We start from the raw sequence: 20,243 nt of genomic DNA on the forward strand, positions 1-20,243 counted from the left end.
TTCCTCGGCCGGGTCGGGCGCGCGCCGGGTGGCACCCGCCGGAAACCACCCCGCCCGGGTCAGCTCGCCGGCAGGAAGAGCGGGAGCGGCGTCACCTGGAAGTCGGGCAGGTAACGGTTCGGGTCGGCCTGCAGCACCGAGCCGATGACCGTGCCGAAGACCTGCCGGAAGTCGACGTTGGCCTTCAGGTCGCCGTCGTCCAGGTCGGCCAGACTCGGCTGCTCGCCGTAGAGCCCGGCGGCGACCCGGGCACCCAGCAGCAGGACCGGTCCGGCGGTGCCGTGGTCGGTGCCGTCCGAGGCGTTGGCGCGTACCCGCCGGCCGAACTCGCTGTAGACCACCACCGTCACCTGGCGGCCCGCCTCGGTCCGTGCCATCCGGTCGACGAACGCGGTCAGCGCCTGGTCCAGCTGGCCCAGCAGCATCTCGTGGCCGGCCCGCTCCTCGGCGTGCGTGTCGAAACCGCCGAGGCTCACCGAGTAGACCCGGGTCGGCACGCCGGCCTCGACACACCGCGCGACCGCGGTGAGCTGGGCGGCGAGTGCGCTGGACCCACCGGTGCCGGTGGCCGGCATCGGCCGGATGTCACCCGGCCCGGCCGGCTCGGTGGCCGGGGACGGTTCGCGCATCAGGTGGTCGATCCGCAACAGGTCGGTGTACGCGGCGGCGGCCCGCGCCTGCATCGCCGGCTCACCCGGCTCTGCCCGGCCGAGCGCGCCCAGCCGCTCCGGCTCCAGTCCGGACGGCAGGTTGAGCCCGTGCAGGCTGACACACGCGCCGGCCCGGGTCTCGCCGGCCAACAGCGGCGGCAACGCCGGCTCGAAACTGACCGCGGCCTCCGGACTCGCCCGCGTCCCGTCCAGCCAGCGCCCGACCCAGCCACTGTAGATCGGTTCCGCCGGTGAGGCGGTCTGCCAGATGTCCATGGACCGGAAGTGGCTGCGGTCCGGCCGTGGATAGCCGACGCCGAGGACGACGGCGAGGCGCTTGTCGTCCCAGAGCCGCTTCAGACCGGTGAGTTGGGGGTTGAGTCCGAGTCGGTCGTCGAGCGGCAGCACGGCCTCCGGGGCGTACGCCAGCTCCGGGCGGGCCGAGTGGTACCGGCTGTCCGCGTACGGGATGACGGTGTTCAGCCCGTCGTTGCCGCCGTACAGCGTGACCAGCACGAGCGTCTGTCCGGCCCCGGCCGGGGCGGTGTCCGGGGCCTTCCGGAGCAGTTGGGTCAGCCCGAGGGTGGCGCCTCCGGCGGCCAGCGCCGCGGCCCCGGTCACGCCGGAGGCCAGGAGGAATCGTCGTCGGGTCAGCGCGTCCATCAGGTCACCAGGTATTCCGGGCTGTTCAAACCGAGGATCAGCAGCTGGCGTGGGTCGTTCACGGCACGGAGCACCTCGTAGGTCCGGTTTGTCCAGCCGGGCAGACAGAGCAGGTGGGCCAGCCCTTCCGGGGTCAGTTGGGTGGGCCGGGCGAGGTCGGCGAGCTTGCCGGCGAGGTTGATCCGGGACTGGGCGGCGGCCGAGGTCAGCCAGGCGGTGCCGGCCGGCCAGCCACCGACACTGGGTGGGGCGAAGGGCAGTTGGCCGAGCACGCGCATCTTCCACAGCAGGTCCGTGGCGACCTCGACCGGGAGGCCGCTCATCCGGAGTCCCAGCTGGCGCATGGCGCCGACCAGCCACTCCACCGGCTGCTTGACCAGGCCGTTGGCGGTGGCGGGGAAGGCGTCGTCCGCGAACAGGGCACGGAGCATCAGCATCGGATCGGGAAACGCCTCCACCATCCGGTCCCGGGTACCGTCCGGGATCGGCTCGGTGGAGGAGGCGTAGCGGAACCACAGCCGGGAGGCGATGAACCGGGGGCACTCCGGATGCGTCAGCAGCAGGTTGACCAGGCTGTGTGCGGTGAACCGGGAGCTCACGCCGAGGATCGTCTTGGTGCGGGGATCGTGTCGTTGCCGGTCGAAGACCGGGGTTTCCTGTTCGAGGATCACCCGCCAGCCGGTGAGCGCCCGGCCCGCCTCCTTCACGTCCCGCTCGGTGTACTTGCCGATGCCGAGCAGGAACAGCTCGAACAGTTCCCGGGCAAGGTTCTCGTTGGGGGCGTCCTTCTTGTTGTGCTGCCCGTCCAACCAGTAGATCAGCGCCTGGTCCTCCACCATCCGGTGGGCCAGGTCGACGACGTCGCGGGCGGCCCGGAAGGCACGGTGCTGGGCGAGCATGAACTGGGCGCTGCACACCTTGTCCACCGAGGTGGCCCAGTGGCCGTGCCAGAAGAAGACCAGTTTCTCGCCCGCCTGGTGGTCCGCGACCGCCATCCGGTCCAGCCACCACCGTTCGATCTGCTCGGCCTGTGCCTTGCGCATCCGGTCCGCCCGCTCGTGCTGGGCCCGGGTCGGATTCGGCAGGTTGGCGTGCGGATCAGGCCCGAGATCGGGCAGCGGGGCGCTGCTCGCCCCGACGTCCGGGCCCAGCGGCGCGACCAGCCGGTCCAGTGTGGCGGCGTATCCCGACTGACGTGCCGCGGTCAGTTCGGCGGCGGTGGGTCCAAAGCCGGCCCGACGCAGCAGCAACGCGACGTCGTCCGTCATGACAGAAAACATAGGCGACGTCCAGGGCGAGCGGCAAACACCCGCCGCCGGGCGTGCTGTCGGGATTCGGCGCACCCGGTCCAGGGCCAGGTCACCGTGCCAAAGCTGGCGGGCACGGACGGACGGGACACGACGATCTTGACACCTCCCCTAAGGTGCCTCAGTGGAACCTTTCGTCACCCTGACAGAATGACCCGCGTCGCGGCCGCCTGACGCCGCCGGGGCGACCCGCGTCGCCACGGTCCCGCCCACGCCGCGACCGTCCGGGTCCTCCTCGACGGGCGCGGTACCGCTGCTTGACAAGGTCGGAAGAGACAGGGTGACGACAACACGAGCGCCGCACGACCCCACCGGGTCCGCCGATCCGACGATCCTGGTGCTGGGCACCGCCGAGTGGAGCGCGCACATCGCCACCAACCAGCACTACGTGGTGCGGGAGTTCGCGCGCGACTTCCAGACGCACTTCGTCGAGTCGCTCGGCCTGCGCCGGATCAGGCTGGACAGCCGGGACGTGACCAGGATGGTCCGCCGGCTGCGCAACTCGGTGCACCGACCGGTCGCCGCGGACCGTCGACCCGTACCCGAACGGGCCACCGTCATCTCGCCGCTTGTCGTGCCACTGCACCGCCGCCCCACCCGGCTGGTCAACCGGGTGCTGCTGGAACGGGCCGTCGCGCGCTGGCGGGACAGCGCCCGTCCCCGGGTGCTCTGGACTTTCACCCCGGTCACCTACGGGCTGGAGCGGTACGCCGACCGCACCGTCTACCACTGCGTCGACCTGTTGGCGGCGTTCCCCGGCATCGACGCGGTCGCGGTGGCGGCGGGAGAGCGGAACCTCGCCGACCGCGCCCGTCCGGCGATCGCGACCAGTCAGGCGGTGGCGGAGCACCTGAGCGCGGTCGGGTTCCCCGAGGTGCGCCTGCTGCCGAACGTCGCCGACGTGGACGTGTTCGCCGCGGCCAGCCAGCCCGCCGGGGCCCGTCGGCCGGCGGCGCTGTTCGCCGGCAACCTGTCACCGCACAAGCTGGACTTCGACCTGCTGCGTGCCCTGGCGGTCGCCCTGCGCGACAAGGGTGAACTGTTGCTGGCCGGTCCGGTCGCGGCCGGTGGCGGCGGCTTCGACCGGGAACTGACGGAACTGCGCCGACTCGGTGCGACGTACCTGGGTGTGCTCCGGGTCGACGAGCTGGCCGAGGTGGCGGGGCGGTGCACGGTGGGGCTGGTGCCGTACGCGCTCAACCCCTACACCACCGGAGTCAGCCCGCTGAAGTGCTACGAATATCTCGCCGCCGGGCTGGACGTGGTCAGCACCCCGGTGCCGGACGTCCGCCGGGCGGCCCGGGAGACGGACTTCATCGGCGTCGCCGACCCGGTCGACGACTTTGTCGCCCGGGTGCTCGGTGCCCTCACACCGAAGTCCGATCCGGAGATCAGCGCCCGGGTCGGGTACGCCCGCGACTTCGGCTGGCGGTCCCGGGGCGCGGTGCTGCGGGACATCGTCACCGGCGGCGACGGCGACACGGTCCCGTCGGCGCACCAGGAGCGCCGCCATGGCTAGCCGACTGATGCCTGCCCGTCTCGACGGGGTCCTGTCCGGGCTGACTCCCGCCCCCCGCCACCACCTATTGCTCGCCGGGGTGACGGTGGTCCTCGCCGTACCACAGCTCTACCTGCTGCCGAGGGGCAGCGTGGACATCTCCCTCGCCACCCTGGTCGTCGTCCTGCTGGCGCCGGTGGTGCTGCTCGGCGTCCGCGGCGGCGCGGTCCGCGACCTGCTCCGCACCGGGCTGTTCCGCCTCGTGCTGGTACTGCTGGTGGTCCGGGTCCTCGCCCTCGCCTGGTCCCCCGATCCGAGGGCCGGCCTGCAGTACATCACCCTGCTGGGTCAGTTCGCCGTCACGCTCCTGCTGATGGGCCTGGTGGCCGGTGAGGGCCGTACGGCGCTGCGCAGGCTCGAACGGTGGTACTGGCCGTTGGTGCTCACCGAGGCGGCCCTGGTGATCCTCTTCCGGCTGGTGCCCGGGCTGGAGGACGGCTACCTACGCTCCGTCGGCGGGTTCTTCGCCGGGCAGAACACCGTCGCCGCGTTGTTCGGGGACCACCCGAACAACGTGCTGGACCCGGCGAAGGCGGGCGGCTTCTTCATCAACGCGAACGTGGCGGCGATGTTCCTCGGCATCAACGGCCTCGCCGCCCTGGCCCTGGCCCACCTCACCGGCACCCGGTGGGTACGGCTGGCCGGCCTCGCGGCCCTGGCCACGGTGCCGTTCACCGGGTCGAAGTCCGCGATCGTGCTGGTCCTCCTGCTGCCGGCCGCCGCCTACGGCGTCCACCACCTGCGCCGCTCGACCCCGGCGGTACGGCGGTACCTGCTGGTCGCCGCCGCCGTGGCCGGCGCCGCCCTGGTGTTGCTGCTGGTGCTGAACCGTGGGTTCCTCGGCGCGCTCGTCGAGGCGTTTGTCGGACGGGCGGAGATCTGGCGGTTCGGCGGGGAGGCGCTGCGGGACCACCCGGTCCTCGGCCTCGGCTACGGCGGCTGGGACGCCGGGTTCGCCGGCTACGCCGACCGGCACGACATGTGGCGGATCCTGCCCCCGCACAACATCCTGCTGGGCGCCTGGGCGGTGACCGGTGTCGTCGGGCTCGGGCTGACCGTCGCGTACTTCGTGTTCACCGGTCGGCTCGTCCTGCGGCGGCGGCACGCGACCGACGAACGGTTCGTCGCCTACGCCGGAGCCGCGCTCGGTTGGATCCTGTTGCAGGGTCTGGGTGAGAACACCGACATCTTCGGTGACATCCACCTGATCCCGATCGTCTCACTGTTGATCGTGTATCTCGTCCGGCCCGTCGGGGAGGAGTCGAAGGACCGTGCCAGCCACCCCGACCGTCGGGATCCTGCGCCACCAGCAGTTCCGCCCCTCGGAGACGTTCATCGTCAACCAGGCCCTGGCGATGCGGACGTTCCGTCCGCTGTTCGTGGCCCGGGACGAGGTGCCGAGCCGGCCGGGCACGGACTCGGTTAGCGTGTCGGACTTCGGCCGGGCGGCGCTGTTGTCGTACACGTTGACCCGCCGTTCCGGACCGCTGGGCAGGGTGCTGCGGGAGCGGGGCACCGCGCTGCTGCACGCGCACTTCGGTGTCGAGGGCGTCTACGCGGTGCCGTTGGCCCGGGCGCTGGGGCTGCCGCTGGTCACCACCCTGCACGGGTTCGACGTGACGGTCACCAGGTCGCGGCTGCTCGCCTCCGGCAAGCCGTCCTGGATGAACTACGTCACCTGGCGCGGTGAGCTGTTCGACGCCGGGGCGAGGTTCGTCTGTGTCTCGGAGCACATCCGGGCCCGGGCCGTGGAGTGGGGCTATCCGGCGGACCGGCTGGTCGTCCTCCCCATCGGAGTGGACGTGGAGCTGATCCAGCCGGCCGCGACGGCCGCGACGCCCCGGATCCTGCACGTGGCGCGGCTGGTGGAGAAGAAGGGCACCGCCGATCTGCTCCGGGCCTTCGCGGTGGTGCGGCGGGCGGTACCCGACGCGCACCTGGTGATCGTCGGGGACGGGCCACTGCGGGATCCACTGGAGGCGCTCGCCCGCGAGCTGGATCTGGGGGCGGCGGTGCGGTTCCTCGGCGCGCAGCCACACACCGAGACGCTCCGCCAGCTACGCGAGGCCCGACTGGTGTGCGTACCCAGCATCACCGCGGCGACCGGCGACCAGGAGGGGCTGCCGACGGTGGTGCTGGAGGCGGCGGCCGCCGCCCGCCCGGTGGTCGGCACCGACCACGGCGGCATCGGTGAGGCGGTGACCGACGGGACGACCGGATACCTGGTCGGAGAGCGGGACGTCGCCGGACTCGCGGACCGGCTGACCGCACTGCTGCGGGACCCGGCTCTCGCCGAACGGTTCGGCCGGGCCGGCCGGGAGACCGTCGTCGAGCGGTTCAACCTGCGAAGGCAGACCGACAAGCTGGAGCTGTTGTACGGGACGCTGACATGATCGAGTCGATACTGATCTTCTCCCGCGCGACCCCGTTCCACCACACCGGCGGGATGGAGACGCTCGCCTGGAGCCTCGCCACCGAGCTGGCCCGGACCGTGCCGGCGGTCCGGGTCGTCACCACCGGCATCCCGGACCGGTCGGGTGCCTTCTCCGCCGACGGCGTGGAGGTCGTGCCGCTGTCCGCGACCCGGCCGGGCCGTTACTCCCCGGCGTGGTGGCGTCGCTCCCGCGACTACTGGAACTCGTTGCCGGCACCGCCGTCGGCGGTGCTGTCGGTGAGCGCGGGCGGCTACGCCGTGATCCGGGCGAGGTCGCGGCACCCGTGGACACCCTTCGTGCTGCAGGCGCACGGTACGTCCATGATGGAGATCGGCTCGAAGCTGCGGGCCCGGGACCTCCGCTCGCTGGCGACCGCTCCGAAGAACGCCGCCTGGCTGGTCCGGGACCTGGTCCGCTACCGGGACTTCGACCGGATCGTCGCGGTCGGCGCCCGGGTCGCGGAGTCACTGGTCGCGTCACCGCAACGCTGGTCGGTCCGGCCGGACCGGGTCGCACTGATCCCCAACGGGGTGCGTCCGGCGGACCACGGATTCGACCTGCCGGCGCGGCGGGCGGTGCGCACCGAACTCGGCATCGGTGACCGGGTGACCGTGGTCGGCTGTGTCGGCCGGCTGCACGTGCAGAAGCGGCTGGACCGGGCGTTGCGCGCGGCGGCGGTGCTGCGGGACCGGGGTGCCGGGGAGCGGTACCGGTTCCTGCTCGTCGGTGACGGGCCGGACGAGTCGCGACTGCGCGGCCTGGTCCACGACCTGCGGCTGGCGGAGATGGTGACGTTCGTCGGTCGGGTGCCGCCCGACGGGGTACGCAGCTACTACGCCGCGGCCGACATCGCCCTGCTGACCACGGCCCGGCTCGAGGTCGGGCTGCCGATGGCGATCCTGGAGGCGCTGGCCAGCGGGCTGCCCTGTGTGGTCCCGACCGGGGCGGCCGGACCGGCCGCACTCGACCCGGTACTGCACGAGGTCGATCCCGGCGACGCCGGCCGGCTCGCCGAGGTCCTGACCGGTGTGCCCCGGCCGGACGGGGGCCGGCCCAGCCTGCTGCCCGCCGAGCTGACGCTCGACCACTGCGCCGGTAGCTACCTGTCCCTCCTCGAGGAGCTCCGAGGCGGGCACGGGACACCGTGACCAGGATCTTCCTCCGGCTGGTGCTCGGTGGCCTGACCGGCAAGGCGCTCGGCCTGGTCCGTGAGGTCCTGCTCGCGGCGCTCTTCGGCGCCGGTCGGGTGGTGGCGGCGAACCGGGTGTCGTTGACCGCCACCCTGGTGCCGATCAACTTCTTCACCGCCGACGCCCTCTCGGCCGGCTTCCTGCCGCAGTACGTCCGGTACCGGCAGGAGCGGCCGGCGATGGCCCTGGTGCTCTACCGGGCCGTACGGACACTGCTCGCCGCGTTCTCGCTGCTGCTGGTGGCCGGGCTGCTGATCGGTCGGCACCACTGGGTGGGCCTGCTGGCGCCCGGCCTGGATCCGGAGACGGCGCGGATCGCCGCCACGATGCTCGGCATCGCCGCGCTGTCGGTGCCGGCCTACGTGCAGTACAACCTCTACACCCTGGTGGGGTTGGCGCACGACGACGTGCAACTGATCAACATTCGGCCGTCGGTGCAGAGTCTCGGTCTGATCGCCGCCACGGTGGCGGCGTACCTGACCGGGCACGTGTCGTTGCTCGCCTGGGGTTTCACCGTCCCGTACCTCCTGCTCCTCGCCTGGGGGGCCTACTGGATCCGGCGGCGGGGCTACCTGCGGGCACCTGGGCCGGAGGAGCCCGGCGAGCCCGTAAACGGTGAGCGGCCGGCGAACCGCGACGCCTACCGGATCGCGCTCGGCGAGTTCTGGCGGCGGCTGCGTCCGCTGCTGCTGGTGCCGGTGATCCTGCAGGGGGCGATCGCGGTCGAGCGGGCCGTCGGTTCGTTGCTCGGCGTCGAGGTGGTGGCCGCCACCGAGTACGCCCGGTTTGTCGTTGACTCCTGCATGGCCCTGCTGGCCGCCCCACTGGGACTGGCCGGGCTGGCCTCGTTCGCCCGGATGGCGCCGGGGGACGTGGCCGGCGGGCTTCGTCGCCTGCTCCCGCCGGTGCTCTTCGTGACCGTGCCGCTCTCGCTGATCCTGAGCCTCAACAGCACCGGCATCGTCACCCTGCTCTACGCGCGCGGCATGTTCGACGAGCGGGCGGTGGAGGTCTCCGCCACGCTGCTGCTCGGCTTCGCCCTCGGCATCTGGGCCCAGGTCATCGGATACACGCTGGTCAAGGTGCTCAACGCCCGGGGCGCGAACGTCCGGGTCGCCTGGGTGAACGCGGTCTCGTTCGGGGCCGCCGCCGCGGTCAACCTGCTGCTGTTCCGGCACTGGGGGCCGTTCACCCTGGGCGCCGCGGCCTCGGTCGGCGGCCTGCTGATGTTCCTGCTCTCGGCGCGGCTGCTCGGGGTGCTCGGATACAGCGCCCGGCTGATCGCGGCGCTGCTGCCCGGCGCGGTCCTCGCCGCCCTGGCGGGATACCTGCTCGCCGGGCCGGGGATTCTCCGGCTGCTCGTCTCCTGCGTCGGGATCCTGCTGGTCTGGGTCGGCTACGCGGCGGTGGTGCCGGGGGTGCGCCGTACCTTCCTGGTCGGCATCTGGGACCGGGCGCGGCAGCTTACCGGGGCCGGGCGGACACCCTGACGAGGAGGACCGAGGATGGAGTCACACGTGGATGGTCCGGAATCCCGGGGTACGCCGGCCGGCTGCCTCGCCGGCCGTTCGGTCGCCGTGGTGCACGAGTGGTTCGGCGCCACCGGCGGTTCGGAGAACGTCTTCCGGCAGATCGCGGCACAGGTGCCGCACGCCGAACGGTTCGTGCTCTGGAAGGACCGCGACGTCGACGAGCCGGGCCTGCGTGAGTCCTGGCTGGCGCGGACCCCGCTGCGGCGGACGAAGGCGGCGGCGCTGCCCCTGATGCCCCTGGTGTGGCGGACGCTCAGCCGGGAACGCTTCGACGTGGTGGTCTCCTCCAGCCACGCCTTCGCGCACACCGTCCGGCTCGGTCCACCCGACGAAACCCGCTATCTGAGCTACGTCCACTCGCCGGCACGGTACGTCTGGAGCCCGTCCTTCGACGGACGTGGCGCGCATCCCCTGCTGGTTCCGCCCCGGAAGGCCCTGCAGTCCCTCGACGTACGGCTCAGCCGGCACGTGCGCGGCTACGCGGCCAACTCGCGGGAGGTCCAGGCCCGGATCCGCCGCTACTGGCGGCGTGACGCGGAGGTGATCAATCCGCCGGTGGACGTGGACTTCTTCGCCGCCGCGCCGGAGTCGGACCGGAACCAGTCCCGGGACTACCTGCTCGGCGTGGGGCGCTGGATCCCGTACAAGAACTTCGACCTGATCATCGCGATCGCGGACGTCGTCGGACTGCCGTTGGTCATCGCCGGTTCGGGGCCGCAGGAGCGTCAGCTGCGCCGTGCCGCCGAGCGGGCGTCGGTTCCGGTCACGTTCGAGGTCCAGCCGGACCGGGCGCGGTTGCGGCGGCTCTACTGGGGGGCCCGGGCACTGCTGTTCCCGGTCCACGAGGACTTCGGCATCATCCCGGTGGAGGCGCAGGCGTGCGGCACTCCGGTGGTGGGGCTGCGTCGGGGCGGCCTGCTGGAGACCGTGGTGGACGGGGAGACCGGCTTCCTCGTCGACTCCCTGGATCCGCGCGACTTCGGTCCGCTCGTGCGGCGTCTGCCGGAGCTGACGGCGGAGCGTACGACGGCGTGGGCCGGCCGGTTCTCGACGCGGGAGTTCTCGACCCGGATCACCGCCTGGCTGGAGGCCGGCGCCCGGGGGTGAGGAGCACCCCCGGGCGCGCGGCGGAACTCAGAAGATCAGGGTGTTGCGCAGGTAGGTGGCCACCCGGCGCAGCTCCAGCGCACCGTCCCGGGGTGCGGTCAGCCGCAGCACCAGCTGCCGGTTGACCACCCCGTCGTCACCGCCCCGGAAGAAGGCGACCACCACGAGGCCGTGCCGCGGCTCACCGTTCTCCTCCAGCGAACTCGTCTCGACGTACGTCGAGTGCTGGCCACTGCGGATCCACCGCTGACCCCATGCCTCCTCGGCCTGGCGCATGGCGACCTGCTGTGCCTCGTCACACGGCTGCGCGCAGTCCCGGACGACCAGTTCGCCACCGAACTTCGGCCCGGCCCCCTCGGGCACGCCGCAGTTGTACTTGGCGAATCCCTGGGCCCGGCCGGCGAGGCTGCACTCCCAGCCGGCCGGCACCTTGAGCTGGAAGCCGAGCCCCTCCAGGTCGGACAGCGTCCGTACGTTGTCCCGCTCGGTGAAGCTCGGCCACTTGGCGGGCCAGGAGCCCGGGGTGGGCGGCTCCAGGCCGGGCTGCAGTGGCGGGTTGGTCGGCGAGGGCATCGGCGGCAGGGCTTCGGCGGTCGGGCTGGCGCTCGGCGTGACGGGGTCCTCCCCGCCGCTGAGGGCGAAGACCGTGCCGCCCACGGCCAGCACGACGACCAGCGCCGCCGCGCCGACCAGGATCCACAGCCGACGGCGGCTCGGTGCCGGTTCGGAGGGCACGATGTGCCGGACCGGCGAGTAGAGCGGGTCGTAGCCGGAGGGGTCCGGCGACGGCGGCCCGCTGGTGGGGTACGTGCCAGGCATCTCCGGCAGCGGCATCGGTGGACCCGAGGTCTGGTGCGGCGGCACCGAGATCTGGTGTGGTGGGGCTGAGGTCTGGTGTGGCGGTACGGAGACCTGGTGTGGTGGGGCTGAGGTCTGGTGTGGCGGTACGGAGACCTGGTGTGGTGGGGCTGAGGTCTGGTGTGGCGGTACGGAGACCTGGTGTGGTGGGGCTGAGGTCTGGTGCGGCGGTACGGAGACCTGGTGCGGTGGGGCCGAGACGGAATCCGGCGACGCGGAGGCGCCGGCCTGAGGCGGGACGGTCTGCCAGGGACCGTTCGGCGTCAACCGGGTCGTCGGACTGGCCAGTTCCTCGTCAGGCCCGGTCGACAGCTCGTCGGGAGCGTTCGACTGGGAGGACGCCACCGATTCGGCCACCGCGGGGGGACTCTTCATCGTGACCGTCTCGTCGTCGGCCGTGACCGACCCCAGCGGTCGGCACTCCATGCCGAGCGCCAGGAAGAGCTGTTCCGCGCCAGCGCTGTCAGCGGCGGCGTAGGCGACCCAGGGCGCCGGCGCGGTGAGGTCGGCGTGCGCGAAGCGCGACCCGCCGGCCCCCGGCTGCGCCAGCGCGTGTGCCGTCCCGGCGAACGCGTCCCGCCAGCGTTGATCGGTTGCCACGGCGGCGTCCAGGACGGCGGCGGTGAAGGAATTGCCCTGCCCGTCGATGGCCGACCAGACGCTGCCGACCTGACAGACGCTGATCGCCTCGATGAACCGGTACGGACCCACTGGCTGCATCCCCACCCACTTCCGCCGTTCTCGTCTGCGGATCCTAGTGTGCTGGGGCCAGCATCCCCGAACACCCTCCGTGGCTCTGATGATCGCGCGCCTGACCCGCCCCGGTCGTCCGGCGATAGTACCCGGAGGCTGACGGAGAGTGCCGGCCCGTACCGGTCACCTGGCGGCCGTCCGGATACGTCCGGTCGAACCGGACGGGTACGTCCGGCCGCCGCTGGCGACTCTCCCCGACCACCGTCCCCAGTGGATATCCCCCGACCGGGTCGGGTTCGGGGCCGGTGGGCGTCCCGGGCGTCCTGCGGCCCGAGGGTCCGGACGGACGATCCGCCGGAACGTCAGCGCCCGGCCGTCCCGGTCCCGCCGGTCAGGGTCAGGACGGCGGTGGCGACCGCCGCCGGGTCGACGAGCTGGTGCAGGTGCCGGCCGGGTACGGTCAGCACCGGCCAGCCACGTCCGGCCGCGTCCGCGGCGACCTCGTCGTACGGCGGTCCGAAGAGCAGGTACCCGCAGCGGTGGTCGTCCCAGCCCGGCACCGCCGGTATCCGCTGCGTGTAGTACGCCAGCGGCAGTCGGGGCTGCTCCGCGACGACGGCGCGTCGGGTCGACGGGTCGCGGAACAGGGCGGCGACCTCGACCTCGTCGTACCGGTCGGTCCACCGGGGCAGCCGGCCGTCCGGACCGGCCATGTTCCGCAGCGCCGGCAGGTGCGCCCTCGGCGCCACCGGGGTGGGGCCGGAGCGGGCCGGCAGGGCCGCGTCGACGAAGACCGAGGCGGTGACCGGGTGGCGGAGGGCGGCGCGGACCGTGGGGAGGAAAATCCCGGCGTTGCTGTGTCCGACCAGCGCCACCGGGTGGCGCGGCGGGGTCCCGGCCAGCGCCGTCCGGACCGCCGTCACCACCCGGGGCCAGTACGGCGGGTCGCCGGTCGCCACGTCGAGCAGGGATGGCACCCGAACCTCCCGGCCGCGGGCGCGCAGTTCGGCGGCGACCGGCCGCCAGGTGGCGGGGCCGACCGCCGGGCTGTGCAGGAGCACCAGCAGTGGACGAGGCCCGGGCGGCGTCATGCCAATCGATCCTAGGGTCTGGCGCTGGCTCGGCCTCGGGCGCTGGCTCGGGGTGTCCGGCCGGCGGGACCATCGCCACCACGGCCCGGGGCGGACGGTCAGCCGCCGCTGTTCCGCCGTGCTGCCGGCCCGGCGGAGGAATAGCGCTGTTCCGCCGGTGTGGGCGATCGGGGCTCGGTAGGCTGACCGCGCGGCAAGTCCGGCAATCTGCGCAATTGCCACCTCGGCTGGTTGATGAACGTCGTCAGCACGGGATCTGCCGCCCCACCACGGCCCCGGGGAACCGGCGGCCATGCCATCGAGGCGAGTACGCGAGAGGGGAGAGACGGGTGCCCTATCTGACCGTCGGCGTGGAGAACTCCGCGCCCATCGACCTGTACTACGAGGACCACGGGGCGGGGCAGCCGGTGGTGCTGATCCACGGGTTCCCGCTCAGCAGCGCCGCGTGGGAGAAGCAGGTCGGGCCGCTGCTGAGCGCCGGCTACCGGACCATCGCGTACGACCGCCGGGGCTTCGGCGCCTCCGGCCAGCCGACGATCGGCTACGACTACGACACCTTCGCCGCCGACCTGAACATCCTGATGAACGAGCTGGACCTGACCGACGTCGTCCTGGTCGGCCACTCGATGGGGACCGGCGAGGTGACCCGCTACATCGCCAACTACGGCTCGGCCCGGGTGAGCCGCGCGGTCTTCATCTCCCCGATCCCGCCGTACCTGCTGAAGACCGACGACAACCCGGAGGGCGTGGAACAGAGCCTCTTCGAGGGCTTCATGCAGTCGGTCGTCGCCGACCGGCCGGCCTACCAGACGAACTTCCTCAACGACTTCTACAACCTTGACGAGAACCTCGGCAAGCGGGTCAGCGAGGAGGTGGTTCGGGCCAACTGGATCACCGCCGTCAGCGCCTCGCCGATCGGCACGCTCGCCAGCATCACCACCTGGCTGACCGACTTCCGGCAGGACCTGGCCCGGATCGACGTACCGTCCCTGATCATCCAGGGCGACGCCGACCGGGTGCTGCCGTACCCGGTGACCGGGCAGCGGATGCACGCCGCGATCCCGGGCAGCCAACTGCACACCATCAAGGGCGGGCCGCACGGCATCCCGTGGACCCACGGTGACGAGATCGCCCAGGCGCTGCTGGAGTTCATCCGGACGCCGGCCGAGGCGCTGGCCTGAGTTCCGGCGCCCGGGATCAGGGCTCCGGCGCGATCAGCCGGTCGTCGGCCGCGTCCCGTACGGTGATCGCCTCCACCGGGCACGACTCCGCCGCGTCGCGTACCGACTCGGCCGGCGGCGTCGTGCGGGCGACCGGCGTGGCGAGGCCGTCGACCAGTCGGAAGTGGGCGGCGGCGGTGCCGGCGCAGATCCCCGAGCCGATGCAGCGCTCCGGATCGACGCTCACCCGCCAGCCGCCGCTCACCAGGCCACCGGCAGGGAGATCAGGCCGCGCACGATGAGTCCGCTCTTCCAGACCAGCTCCGGCTCGGGGACCGCGAGCCGCAGCCCGGGCAGGCGGGTGACCAGCGTACGGAGTGCCACCTGAAGCTCCATCCGGGCCAGTTGCGCGCCGACGCAGTGGTGTACGCCGTGACTGAACCCCACGTGCGGGTTCGGATCCCGGGCGAGGTCGAGTCGATCGGGCTCGGCGAAGACCTCGCCGTCGCGGTTCGCCGAGGTGAGGGAGGCGAGCACCGGCTCCCCGGCCCGGACCAGGACACCGCCGATTTCGACGTCCTCGGTCGCGTACCGGGGGAAGGCCGAGGCCACCCCGAGGGGCACGTAGCGGAGCAGTTCCTCCACCGCGGACGGCACCAGCGAGGGATCCGCCCGCAGCCGGGCCAGTTCCGCCGGGTTCTCCAGCAGGACGTAGACGAAGTTCGGGATCTGGGTCACCGTCGTCTCGTGCCCGGCGGCGAGCAGCCCGGCGGCGAACTGCACCACCTCGAACTCGGTGAGCCGGTCCTGGTTCTCGTCGCGGGCCTGGACCATGGCGCTGAGCAGGTCGTCGGTCGGTTCGTCCCGCCGCTGCGCGAGCAGGCCACCGATGTAGCCGTACAGGTTCCCCAGGTACTCCTCGATCATCTCCGGACTCATCGAGGTGGTCGAGACGATCGCCCCCGACCAGACGTGGAAGTGGTGCCGGTCGGCGAACGGCACCCCGAGCAGTTCGCAGATGACCTGGATCGGCAGTGGCGTGGCGAACCGCTCCACCAGGTCGACCGGAGGTCCGGCCTTGACCATGTCGTCGACCAGTTCGTCGGCGATCTGCTGGGCGCGGGCCCGGAGCAGTTCCACCCGGCGGGCGGTGAACGCCTTCGCGGCGAGTCGGCGCAGCCGGGTGTGTTCGGGCGGGTCCATGGAGAGCAGACCGTTGCCCAGCGGACGCGGGCTGATCCGCGGCTCGTCGTGGTCGAGGGAGGCCGCCCGGCTGAACCGCGCGTCACCCAGCACGGTCCGGACGTCGTGGTAGCGGGTGGCGAGCCAGCCCTCCTCGCCGTACGGCAGTCGGACCCGGATCACCGGCTCGGTCCGCCGCAGTTCGGCGTACCGGGGGTCGACGGTGAGCCGGTCGGGAGCGGAGAAAGGGTACGGTCGGGCGGTCACCTGCCGGCTGTCCGTCATCGCGATCCTCCAGTCAGGGGTCGGCGCCGGGCGGTCGTGCTGGGACGACCATCCGTCAGCGCCGGGTGAGCCACTGATCGCGGATGGTAGCGAATTATGGTGATCGATACCATCCGTCGTGGTAGCCGGCGGGCGAGGCGCGGGCTCCGGTCGGACGGGTTCCAGGTGGGCGACAGTGAGTAGTCCGGGTTACCCTTGCCGCTGGATGTCGTCCGGTCGCTTCCGGCGCCACCTGGGACGACCGGTCACCACACGATCGGCTGATCGGTCAGGCCGCCTCCGCCGATCGTCCGGCTGGCATCAACCTCTTCGGACCGTCCCGCTCGTCCCGCGATCAACGGTGTTTCGTCCCGTGCACATTCGCGACCAGGGCATTGAAGACTTTCGTTAATCGAGTGTTTCGCGCTTCCGGCGAATCCGCGTAACCGCTGACTGGCCTTCTGTCGGTGTGTCCGGGCCGAACGGAGGACCCGGCCACCGCCGGTCCTGCCGGCGTCCGCGGTGGCGGCCGCGCGCCCGCGTGCGGGGCGCCCCGCGGGTACCCCCAACCCGCCTAGGAGGAGCAGACATGCACCCCCCACCCGATGGTGTGCGTGCCGCACGCCGCAGAGCCGTCCGGCGACGGTGGGCCCGGCTGATGGTGCCGGTCCTGATCGTCGCCGGGCTCGGTGTGCCGGCGTCGGCACGCGCCAACCCGGTCGGCGTCGGCGCACCCGTCATGTTCGACCTGACCGACAACCAGGGTGCCTGGTTCGACACCGGGGCGACCCTGTTCGGCACCAACTCACTGGGTGTCGCGGTGACCCCGCGGACCCGACTGCTCGACCTGCCGCTGGACAGCATCCCGCTGTTCAACGGGAACCTTGGCGAGCTGCTCAACCTGCCGATCATCGACGGTGAGGCGCCGTTGCTCGGCAACCTCGGCGTCGACCTGACCACGCTGCTCAACCTCGACCAGCTCAACGACGCGATCGACGACGCGGGCGGCCTGCTGGGCTTCCTCAACCCGACCGTCCAGCGGGCCAAGACGCAGGTCAACCAGCTGCGGCAGCAGTTGGCCGGCAGCAGCGCCAGCGACGCGGTGCCGCTGTCCAGCCTGCCGGTCGGGCTCAGCCTGATGGACACCCTGGAGGACCTGCAGGAGATCGCCCCCCGGGACCTGAGCCTGGTCCCGAAGGCGAAGTTCAAGGTGGCGGCCCCCGACGCCGCCTCCGCGCACTCGGTCACCAGCATCATCTGGCCGGTCGGCGCACCCGAGTTCGACCAGGGCAGCGCGTTCATCGGCGACGTCGAGACGTCGCTGGCCGAACCGGGCCTGTACGCCTGGGCCTGCAAGATCCATCCGTACATGCTCGGCGCGGTGGTGGTGGACGACCCGTTGACCCCGGGTCTCGACTTCGGCCGCCAACTGAACGTCGCGGCCAAGGGCGGCATGGTGGTGCCCAGCTCGTCCGACGTGGTGCAGCAACTGGTGCAGAAGTTCTTCCGGATCACGTCGCCGACCAACTGGCAGACGTACAGCAACACCGAGGAGCGGGCGTGGAACCCGTCGTACCCGCCGGCGCCGATCCTGATGTACGACGCCGCCGGCCAGCCGGTGCTGGTACCACTCCTGGACGCCTTCTACGAGAGCAAGTTCAGCGAGGGCGTCACCCTGCCGGCGCTGACCCAACGGCCGGCGGTCCCCGGCGTCGGCGAGGTCTGGGTCGACACCCAGATGGAACAGTTCGCCGGCAAGTCCAAGTCCGGGGCGGCGACCAAGGTCGACGTGGTCAACTGGACGGTGGCCCGGAAGGTGGCGTTGCCCCAGATCAACATGAACAACCCGCACAACATGTGGAGCGACCGGGACGGGCGGTACATCTACCAGACGGAGTGGTTCTCCGACCGGCTCACCGTCTTCGACCGCAACACCGGGCAACTCGTCCGGACCATCCAGGTCGGCCCGGATCCGTCACACGTGATGACCCGGACCGACACCGACCAGTTGCACGTCGCCATCAACGCCGGTAACGCGGTGGTCGAACTGAGTCCCGGGGCGACCGCGGTCGACCGGCGGATCCTCGTGCAGGGACCGGGCCAGACCCCGGCCCACCCGCACGCGCACTGGATGAGCGCGGACGGCCAGACGATGGTCACGCCGAACGTCAACCACCATGACTCGACCGTGGTCGACGTACCGACCGGAGCGATCACCAAGATGCAGACCGAGGAACTGCCGATCGCCACCGGCATGATGCCGGACAGTTCCAAGTACTACGTGGCGAACTTCCTCGGCCAGAGCGTCTCCTGCATATCCCTGGCCGGGCCGGCCTGCCGGGCCGACGGCGGCGGTACCGTCGGCTACAAGGCGATCGACCTGTGGGACACGTACGACCCGGTCAGCGGCGCCACCAGTGGGCCGTTCGGCGGGTTGCCCATCCAGCTGCCGGTCAGCCCCGACGGGCAGTACCTGCTGGTGGCCAACACGTTGACCAGCAACATCATGGTGATCGACACCGAGACGGACCGGATCGTCAAGACGTTGCCGTGTGACTCCGGATGCCACGGCATCAACTTCGGAGCCAAACGCGGTGGCGGCTACTACGCCTACGTGTCCAGCAAGTTCTCGAACGCGATGGCGGTGGTCGACGGCGACCCCAACGGCGACGGCAACCCGGCCGACGCGGCCGTCGTCGGACGGATGGTGCTCGACGCGGCGGCCGGCACTGCCACCGACGACACCGTGACCGCCTACAACGGCATGGGCGGTCAGGGCGTCTTCGCCTTCCCGATCGTCTACAACGGCTGGGTCCAGAACACCCCGGCCGGCATGGCCGACCAGCTCACCTGCGCCCAGCTGAATCCGATCAACACCGGAATCTGTAACTGACCTTCCCGATTCCCGACGAGTGGGAGAGAGGGACCGTGAAGCGGACGGTCCCTCTCTCGCTCCGGGCGGCGTGCATTGCGTGACGCCGGGCAGCCGACCCGTTCCTGACGGGTGCCGGCCGGCCCGCGATGCCGCGCGCTCCCAGAAAGCGTAGACGAGGAGACCCCCATGTCCGACCTGAGCTTGCCGGGACGGCGGTTCGCCGTCCTCCGGCAGGTGCTGAGAACCACCTCGCCGCCGGTCCGGCGGTTCGTCGTACTCGCCCTGCTCGCCCTCGCGGTGATCGCGGCGGGCGCGGCCATCTTCGCCCCACAGGCCGCGATGGCCGCCAACCACACGGTCACGATCAGGAACTTCACCTTCACCCCGGAGGTGCTCAACGTCGCCCCCGGGGACACCGTGACCTTCGTCAACCAGGAGACCGACGGCACCCTGCACATGATCCGGGGTGACTTCACCTCGCCCGACCTGCCACCGGGCGCCAGCTTCACGGTGACCGTCACCGCGGCCCGCTCGTACTCCTACTTCTGCGGCAACCACCCGTACATGCTCGGCACCATCAACGCCGGATCGACGCCGCCGACCACCGCCGGGCCCACCCCGACCACACCCCGGCCCACCACCGCCGGCCCGACGCCGACCCCGACCGCCACGCCGACTCCCACCCCCACCGGTACGCCGACGCCGACACCTACCGGGCCGCCACCGGGAGCGCCGCCCTGCCAGAGCCCGACCGTCGGCGCCGAGCAGGGTGACGGCACCCGGCTGGCCACGTACGAGACGGTCGGTGGGGTCAAGGTGTTCAAACTCTGCATGGCCCCGCTGAACCTGGAGGTGTCGGCCGGGCTGGTCAGACCGGCGTACGCCTTCAACGGCATCGTCCCCGGACCCACCCTGAAGGTGAACGAGGGCGACAAGCTGCGGTTCATCGTGCAGAACAACCTGCCGGAGCACACCGCGGTGCACTGGCACGGCATGGAACTGCCGAACGCCCAGGATGGCGTACCCGACCTCACGCAGCCGCACATCATGCCGGGGGAGACCTACGTCTACGAGTGGACCGCCAAGACCACCGGCACCCACTGGTACCACTCACACATGGGCGGCGGCCAGGTCGGCAAGGGTCTGTACGGTGCCCTGGTGGTCACCCCGACGCTGGGTGACATCGCCGCCGACAAGCACTACACCCTCGCCATCGGCGACGGCTCCAACGGCTTCACGATCAACGGCAGGTCCTACCCGGCGACCACCCCGCTCGCGGCGAAGGTCGGGCAGCGGGTGCACATCCGGCTGATCGGCACCGGGCCGGAGATGGTCCACCCGATGCACCTGCACGGGATGTCGTTCCAGGTGGTCGCCCAGGACGGGATCAAACTCGCCTCGCCCTACACGGTGGACACGCTGACCGTGGCACCGGGACAGACCTTCGACATCGTCTTCCAACCCAGAGAGGTGGGGAAGTGGCTGCTCCACTGCCACATCTTCTCCCACTCGGAAGGACCGGACGGGATGATCGGGCTGGTGACGGTCATCGATGTGACCGGGTAGTCGGCCACGCCGACCGACGCCCCCTCCCCGCGGGCCCGCCCCCCCCCCCCCCCCGGCGCGGCCCCCCCCCCCCCCCCCCCCCCCGCCCCCCCCCACACCCCCCCCCCCCCCC

At 71.7% G+C, this 20,243-nt stretch carries 15 protein-coding genes; 9 read left to right on the plus strand and 6 right to left on the minus strand.

What is annotated here, in order from left to right; genetic code table 11:
* Positions 1-59 precede the first annotated feature (59 nt).
* Together V1633_RS35775 and V1633_RS35780 are read right to left on the minus strand one after the other, a co-directional pair.
* Positions 60-1,313, minus strand: a complete 1,254-nt coding sequence (locus tag V1633_RS35775; protein ID WP_331218617.1) for a DUF1501 domain-containing protein — start codon at positions 1,311-1,313, stop codon at positions 60-62.
* Entirely contained in the window at positions 1,313-2,581 is a 1,269-nt protein-coding gene (locus tag V1633_RS35780; RefSeq protein WP_331218618.1) for a DUF1800 domain-containing protein, read from the minus strand. The genes V1633_RS35775 and V1633_RS35780 overlap by 1 nt, the downstream gene beginning before the upstream one ends.
* Before the next feature lie 319 nt (positions 2,582-2,900).
* Between V1633_RS35780 and V1633_RS35785 the strand changes: the two genes are divergently transcribed.
* From V1633_RS35785 to V1633_RS35810, 6 genes are read left to right on the plus strand one after another with little or no spacing between them, the layout of a single operon-like run.
* Positions 2,901-4,139, plus strand: a complete 1,239-nt coding sequence (locus V1633_RS35785; protein ID WP_331218619.1) for a glycosyltransferase — start codon at positions 2,901-2,903, stop codon at positions 4,137-4,139.
* Positions 4,132-5,604: an O-antigen ligase family protein gene (locus V1633_RS35790; RefSeq protein ID WP_331218620.1), complete on the plus strand. Its 1,473-nt coding sequence runs from the start codon at positions 4,132-4,134 to the stop codon at positions 5,602-5,604. Before V1633_RS35785 ends, V1633_RS35790 begins: the two co-directional genes overlap by 8 nt.
* Position 5,605: 1 nt before the next feature.
* Positions 5,606-6,571, plus strand: a complete 966-nt coding sequence (locus V1633_RS35795; protein WP_331218621.1) for a glycosyltransferase — start codon at positions 5,606-5,608, stop codon at positions 6,569-6,571.
* Positions 6,568-7,761, plus strand: a complete 1,194-nt coding sequence (locus V1633_RS35800) for a glycosyltransferase family 4 protein (RefSeq protein ID WP_331218622.1) — start codon at positions 6,568-6,570, stop codon at positions 7,759-7,761. Before V1633_RS35795 ends, V1633_RS35800 begins: the two co-directional genes overlap by 4 nt.
* Positions 7,758-9,293 (plus strand): lipid II flippase MurJ, encoded by a 1,536-nt coding sequence (locus V1633_RS35805; RefSeq protein ID WP_331218623.1) that lies wholly within the window; start codon positions 7,758-7,760, stop codon positions 9,291-9,293. Before V1633_RS35800 ends, V1633_RS35805 begins: the two co-directional genes overlap by 4 nt.
* 15 nt (positions 9,294-9,308) lie before the next feature.
* A complete protein-coding gene (locus tag V1633_RS35810) occupies positions 9,309-10,442 on the plus strand; it encodes a glycosyltransferase (protein ID WP_331218624.1) in 1,134 nt (377 codons plus the stop codon).
* Positions 10,443-10,469: 27 nt separating this feature from the next.
* Here V1633_RS35810 and V1633_RS35815 read toward each other — a convergent pair whose 3' ends face one another.
* Together V1633_RS35815 and V1633_RS35820 are read right to left on the minus strand one after the other, a co-directional pair.
* Positions 10,470-12,020 (minus strand): ribosomal eL19 family protein, encoded by a 1,551-nt coding sequence (locus tag V1633_RS35815; RefSeq protein ID WP_331218625.1) that lies wholly within the window; start codon positions 12,018-12,020, stop codon positions 10,470-10,472.
* Positions 12,021-12,355: 335 nt separating this feature from the next.
* Positions 12,356-13,084 carry an alpha/beta hydrolase gene (locus tag V1633_RS35820; RefSeq protein ID WP_331218626.1) on the minus strand — a complete coding sequence of 243 codons (729 nt, stop codon included), beginning with the start codon at positions 13,082-13,084 and terminating at the stop codon, positions 12,356-12,358.
* Between the two features lie 329 nt (positions 13,085-13,413).
* Here V1633_RS35820 and V1633_RS35825 point away from each other — a divergent pair, with 329 nt between their 5' ends.
* Positions 13,414-14,265 carry an alpha/beta fold hydrolase gene (locus V1633_RS35825; RefSeq protein ID WP_331218627.1) on the plus strand — a complete coding sequence of 284 codons (852 nt, stop codon included), beginning with the start codon at positions 13,414-13,416 and terminating at the stop codon, positions 14,263-14,265.
* Positions 14,266-14,281: 16 nt separating this feature from the next.
* Here V1633_RS35825 and V1633_RS35830 read toward each other — a convergent pair whose 3' ends face one another.
* Both V1633_RS35830 and V1633_RS35835 read right to left on the minus strand, forming a co-directional pair.
* A complete protein-coding gene (locus V1633_RS35830; RefSeq protein WP_331218628.1) occupies positions 14,282-14,509 on the minus strand; it encodes a ferredoxin in 228 nt (75 codons plus the stop codon).
* A complete protein-coding gene (locus V1633_RS35835) occupies positions 14,506-15,711 on the minus strand; it encodes a cytochrome P450 (RefSeq protein WP_331218629.1) in 1,206 nt (401 codons plus the stop codon). Before V1633_RS35835 ends, V1633_RS35830 begins: the two co-directional genes overlap by 4 nt.
* Before the next feature lie 568 nt (positions 15,712-16,279).
* On the opposite strand from V1633_RS35835, the gene V1633_RS35840 reads away from it, so the two are divergent.
* Positions 16,280-18,583: a copper oxidase gene (locus V1633_RS35840; protein ID WP_331218630.1), complete on the plus strand. Its 2,304-nt coding sequence runs from the start codon at positions 16,280-16,282 to the stop codon at positions 18,581-18,583.
* Between the two features lie 168 nt (positions 18,584-18,751).
* On the plus strand, positions 18,752-20,131 hold the full coding sequence (locus V1633_RS35845; protein WP_331218631.1) for a multicopper oxidase domain-containing protein: 1,380 nt from the start codon (positions 18,752-18,754) through the stop codon (positions 20,129-20,131).
* Positions 20,132-20,243: the final 112 nt, after the last annotated feature.

The organism is Plantactinospora sonchi (genome assembly GCF_036422035.1).
GTDB classification, from domain to species: Bacteria; Actinomycetota; Actinomycetes; order Mycobacteriales; family Micromonosporaceae; genus Plantactinospora; species Plantactinospora sonchi.

Coding starts and splice junctions, on each gene's coding strand:
- V1633_RS35840 (WP_331218630.1), top strand. CDS start 16,280: ATGCACCCCCCACCCGATGGTGTGCGTGCCGCACGCCGCAGAGCCGTC.
- V1633_RS35845 (WP_331218631.1), top strand. CDS start 18,752: ATGTCCGACCTGAGCTTGCCGGGACGGCGGTTCGCCGTCCTCCGGCAG.
- V1633_RS35780 (WP_331218618.1), bottom strand. CDS start 2,581: ATGACGGACGACGTCGCGTTGCTGCTGCGTCGGGCCGGCTTTGGACCC.
- V1633_RS35835 (WP_331218629.1), bottom strand. CDS start 15,711: ATGACGGACAGCCGGCAGGTGACCGCCCGACCGTACCCTTTCTCCGCT.
- V1633_RS35790 (WP_331218620.1), top strand. CDS start 4,132: ATGGCTAGCCGACTGATGCCTGCCCGTCTCGACGGGGTCCTGTCCGGG.
- V1633_RS35820 (WP_331218626.1), bottom strand. CDS start 13,084: ATGACGCCGCCCGGGCCTCGTCCACTGCTGGTGCTCCTGCACAGCCCG.
- V1633_RS35800 (WP_331218622.1), top strand. CDS start 6,568: ATGATCGAGTCGATACTGATCTTCTCCCGCGCGACCCCGTTCCACCAC.
- V1633_RS35775 (WP_331218617.1), bottom strand. CDS start 1,313: ATGGACGCGCTGACCCGACGACGATTCCTCCTGGCCTCCGGCGTGACC.
- V1633_RS35815 (WP_331218625.1), bottom strand. CDS start 12,020: ATGCAGCCAGTGGGTCCGTACCGGTTCATCGAGGCGATCAGCGTCTGT.
- V1633_RS35810 (WP_331218624.1), top strand. CDS start 9,309: ATGGAGTCACACGTGGATGGTCCGGAATCCCGGGGTACGCCGGCCGGC.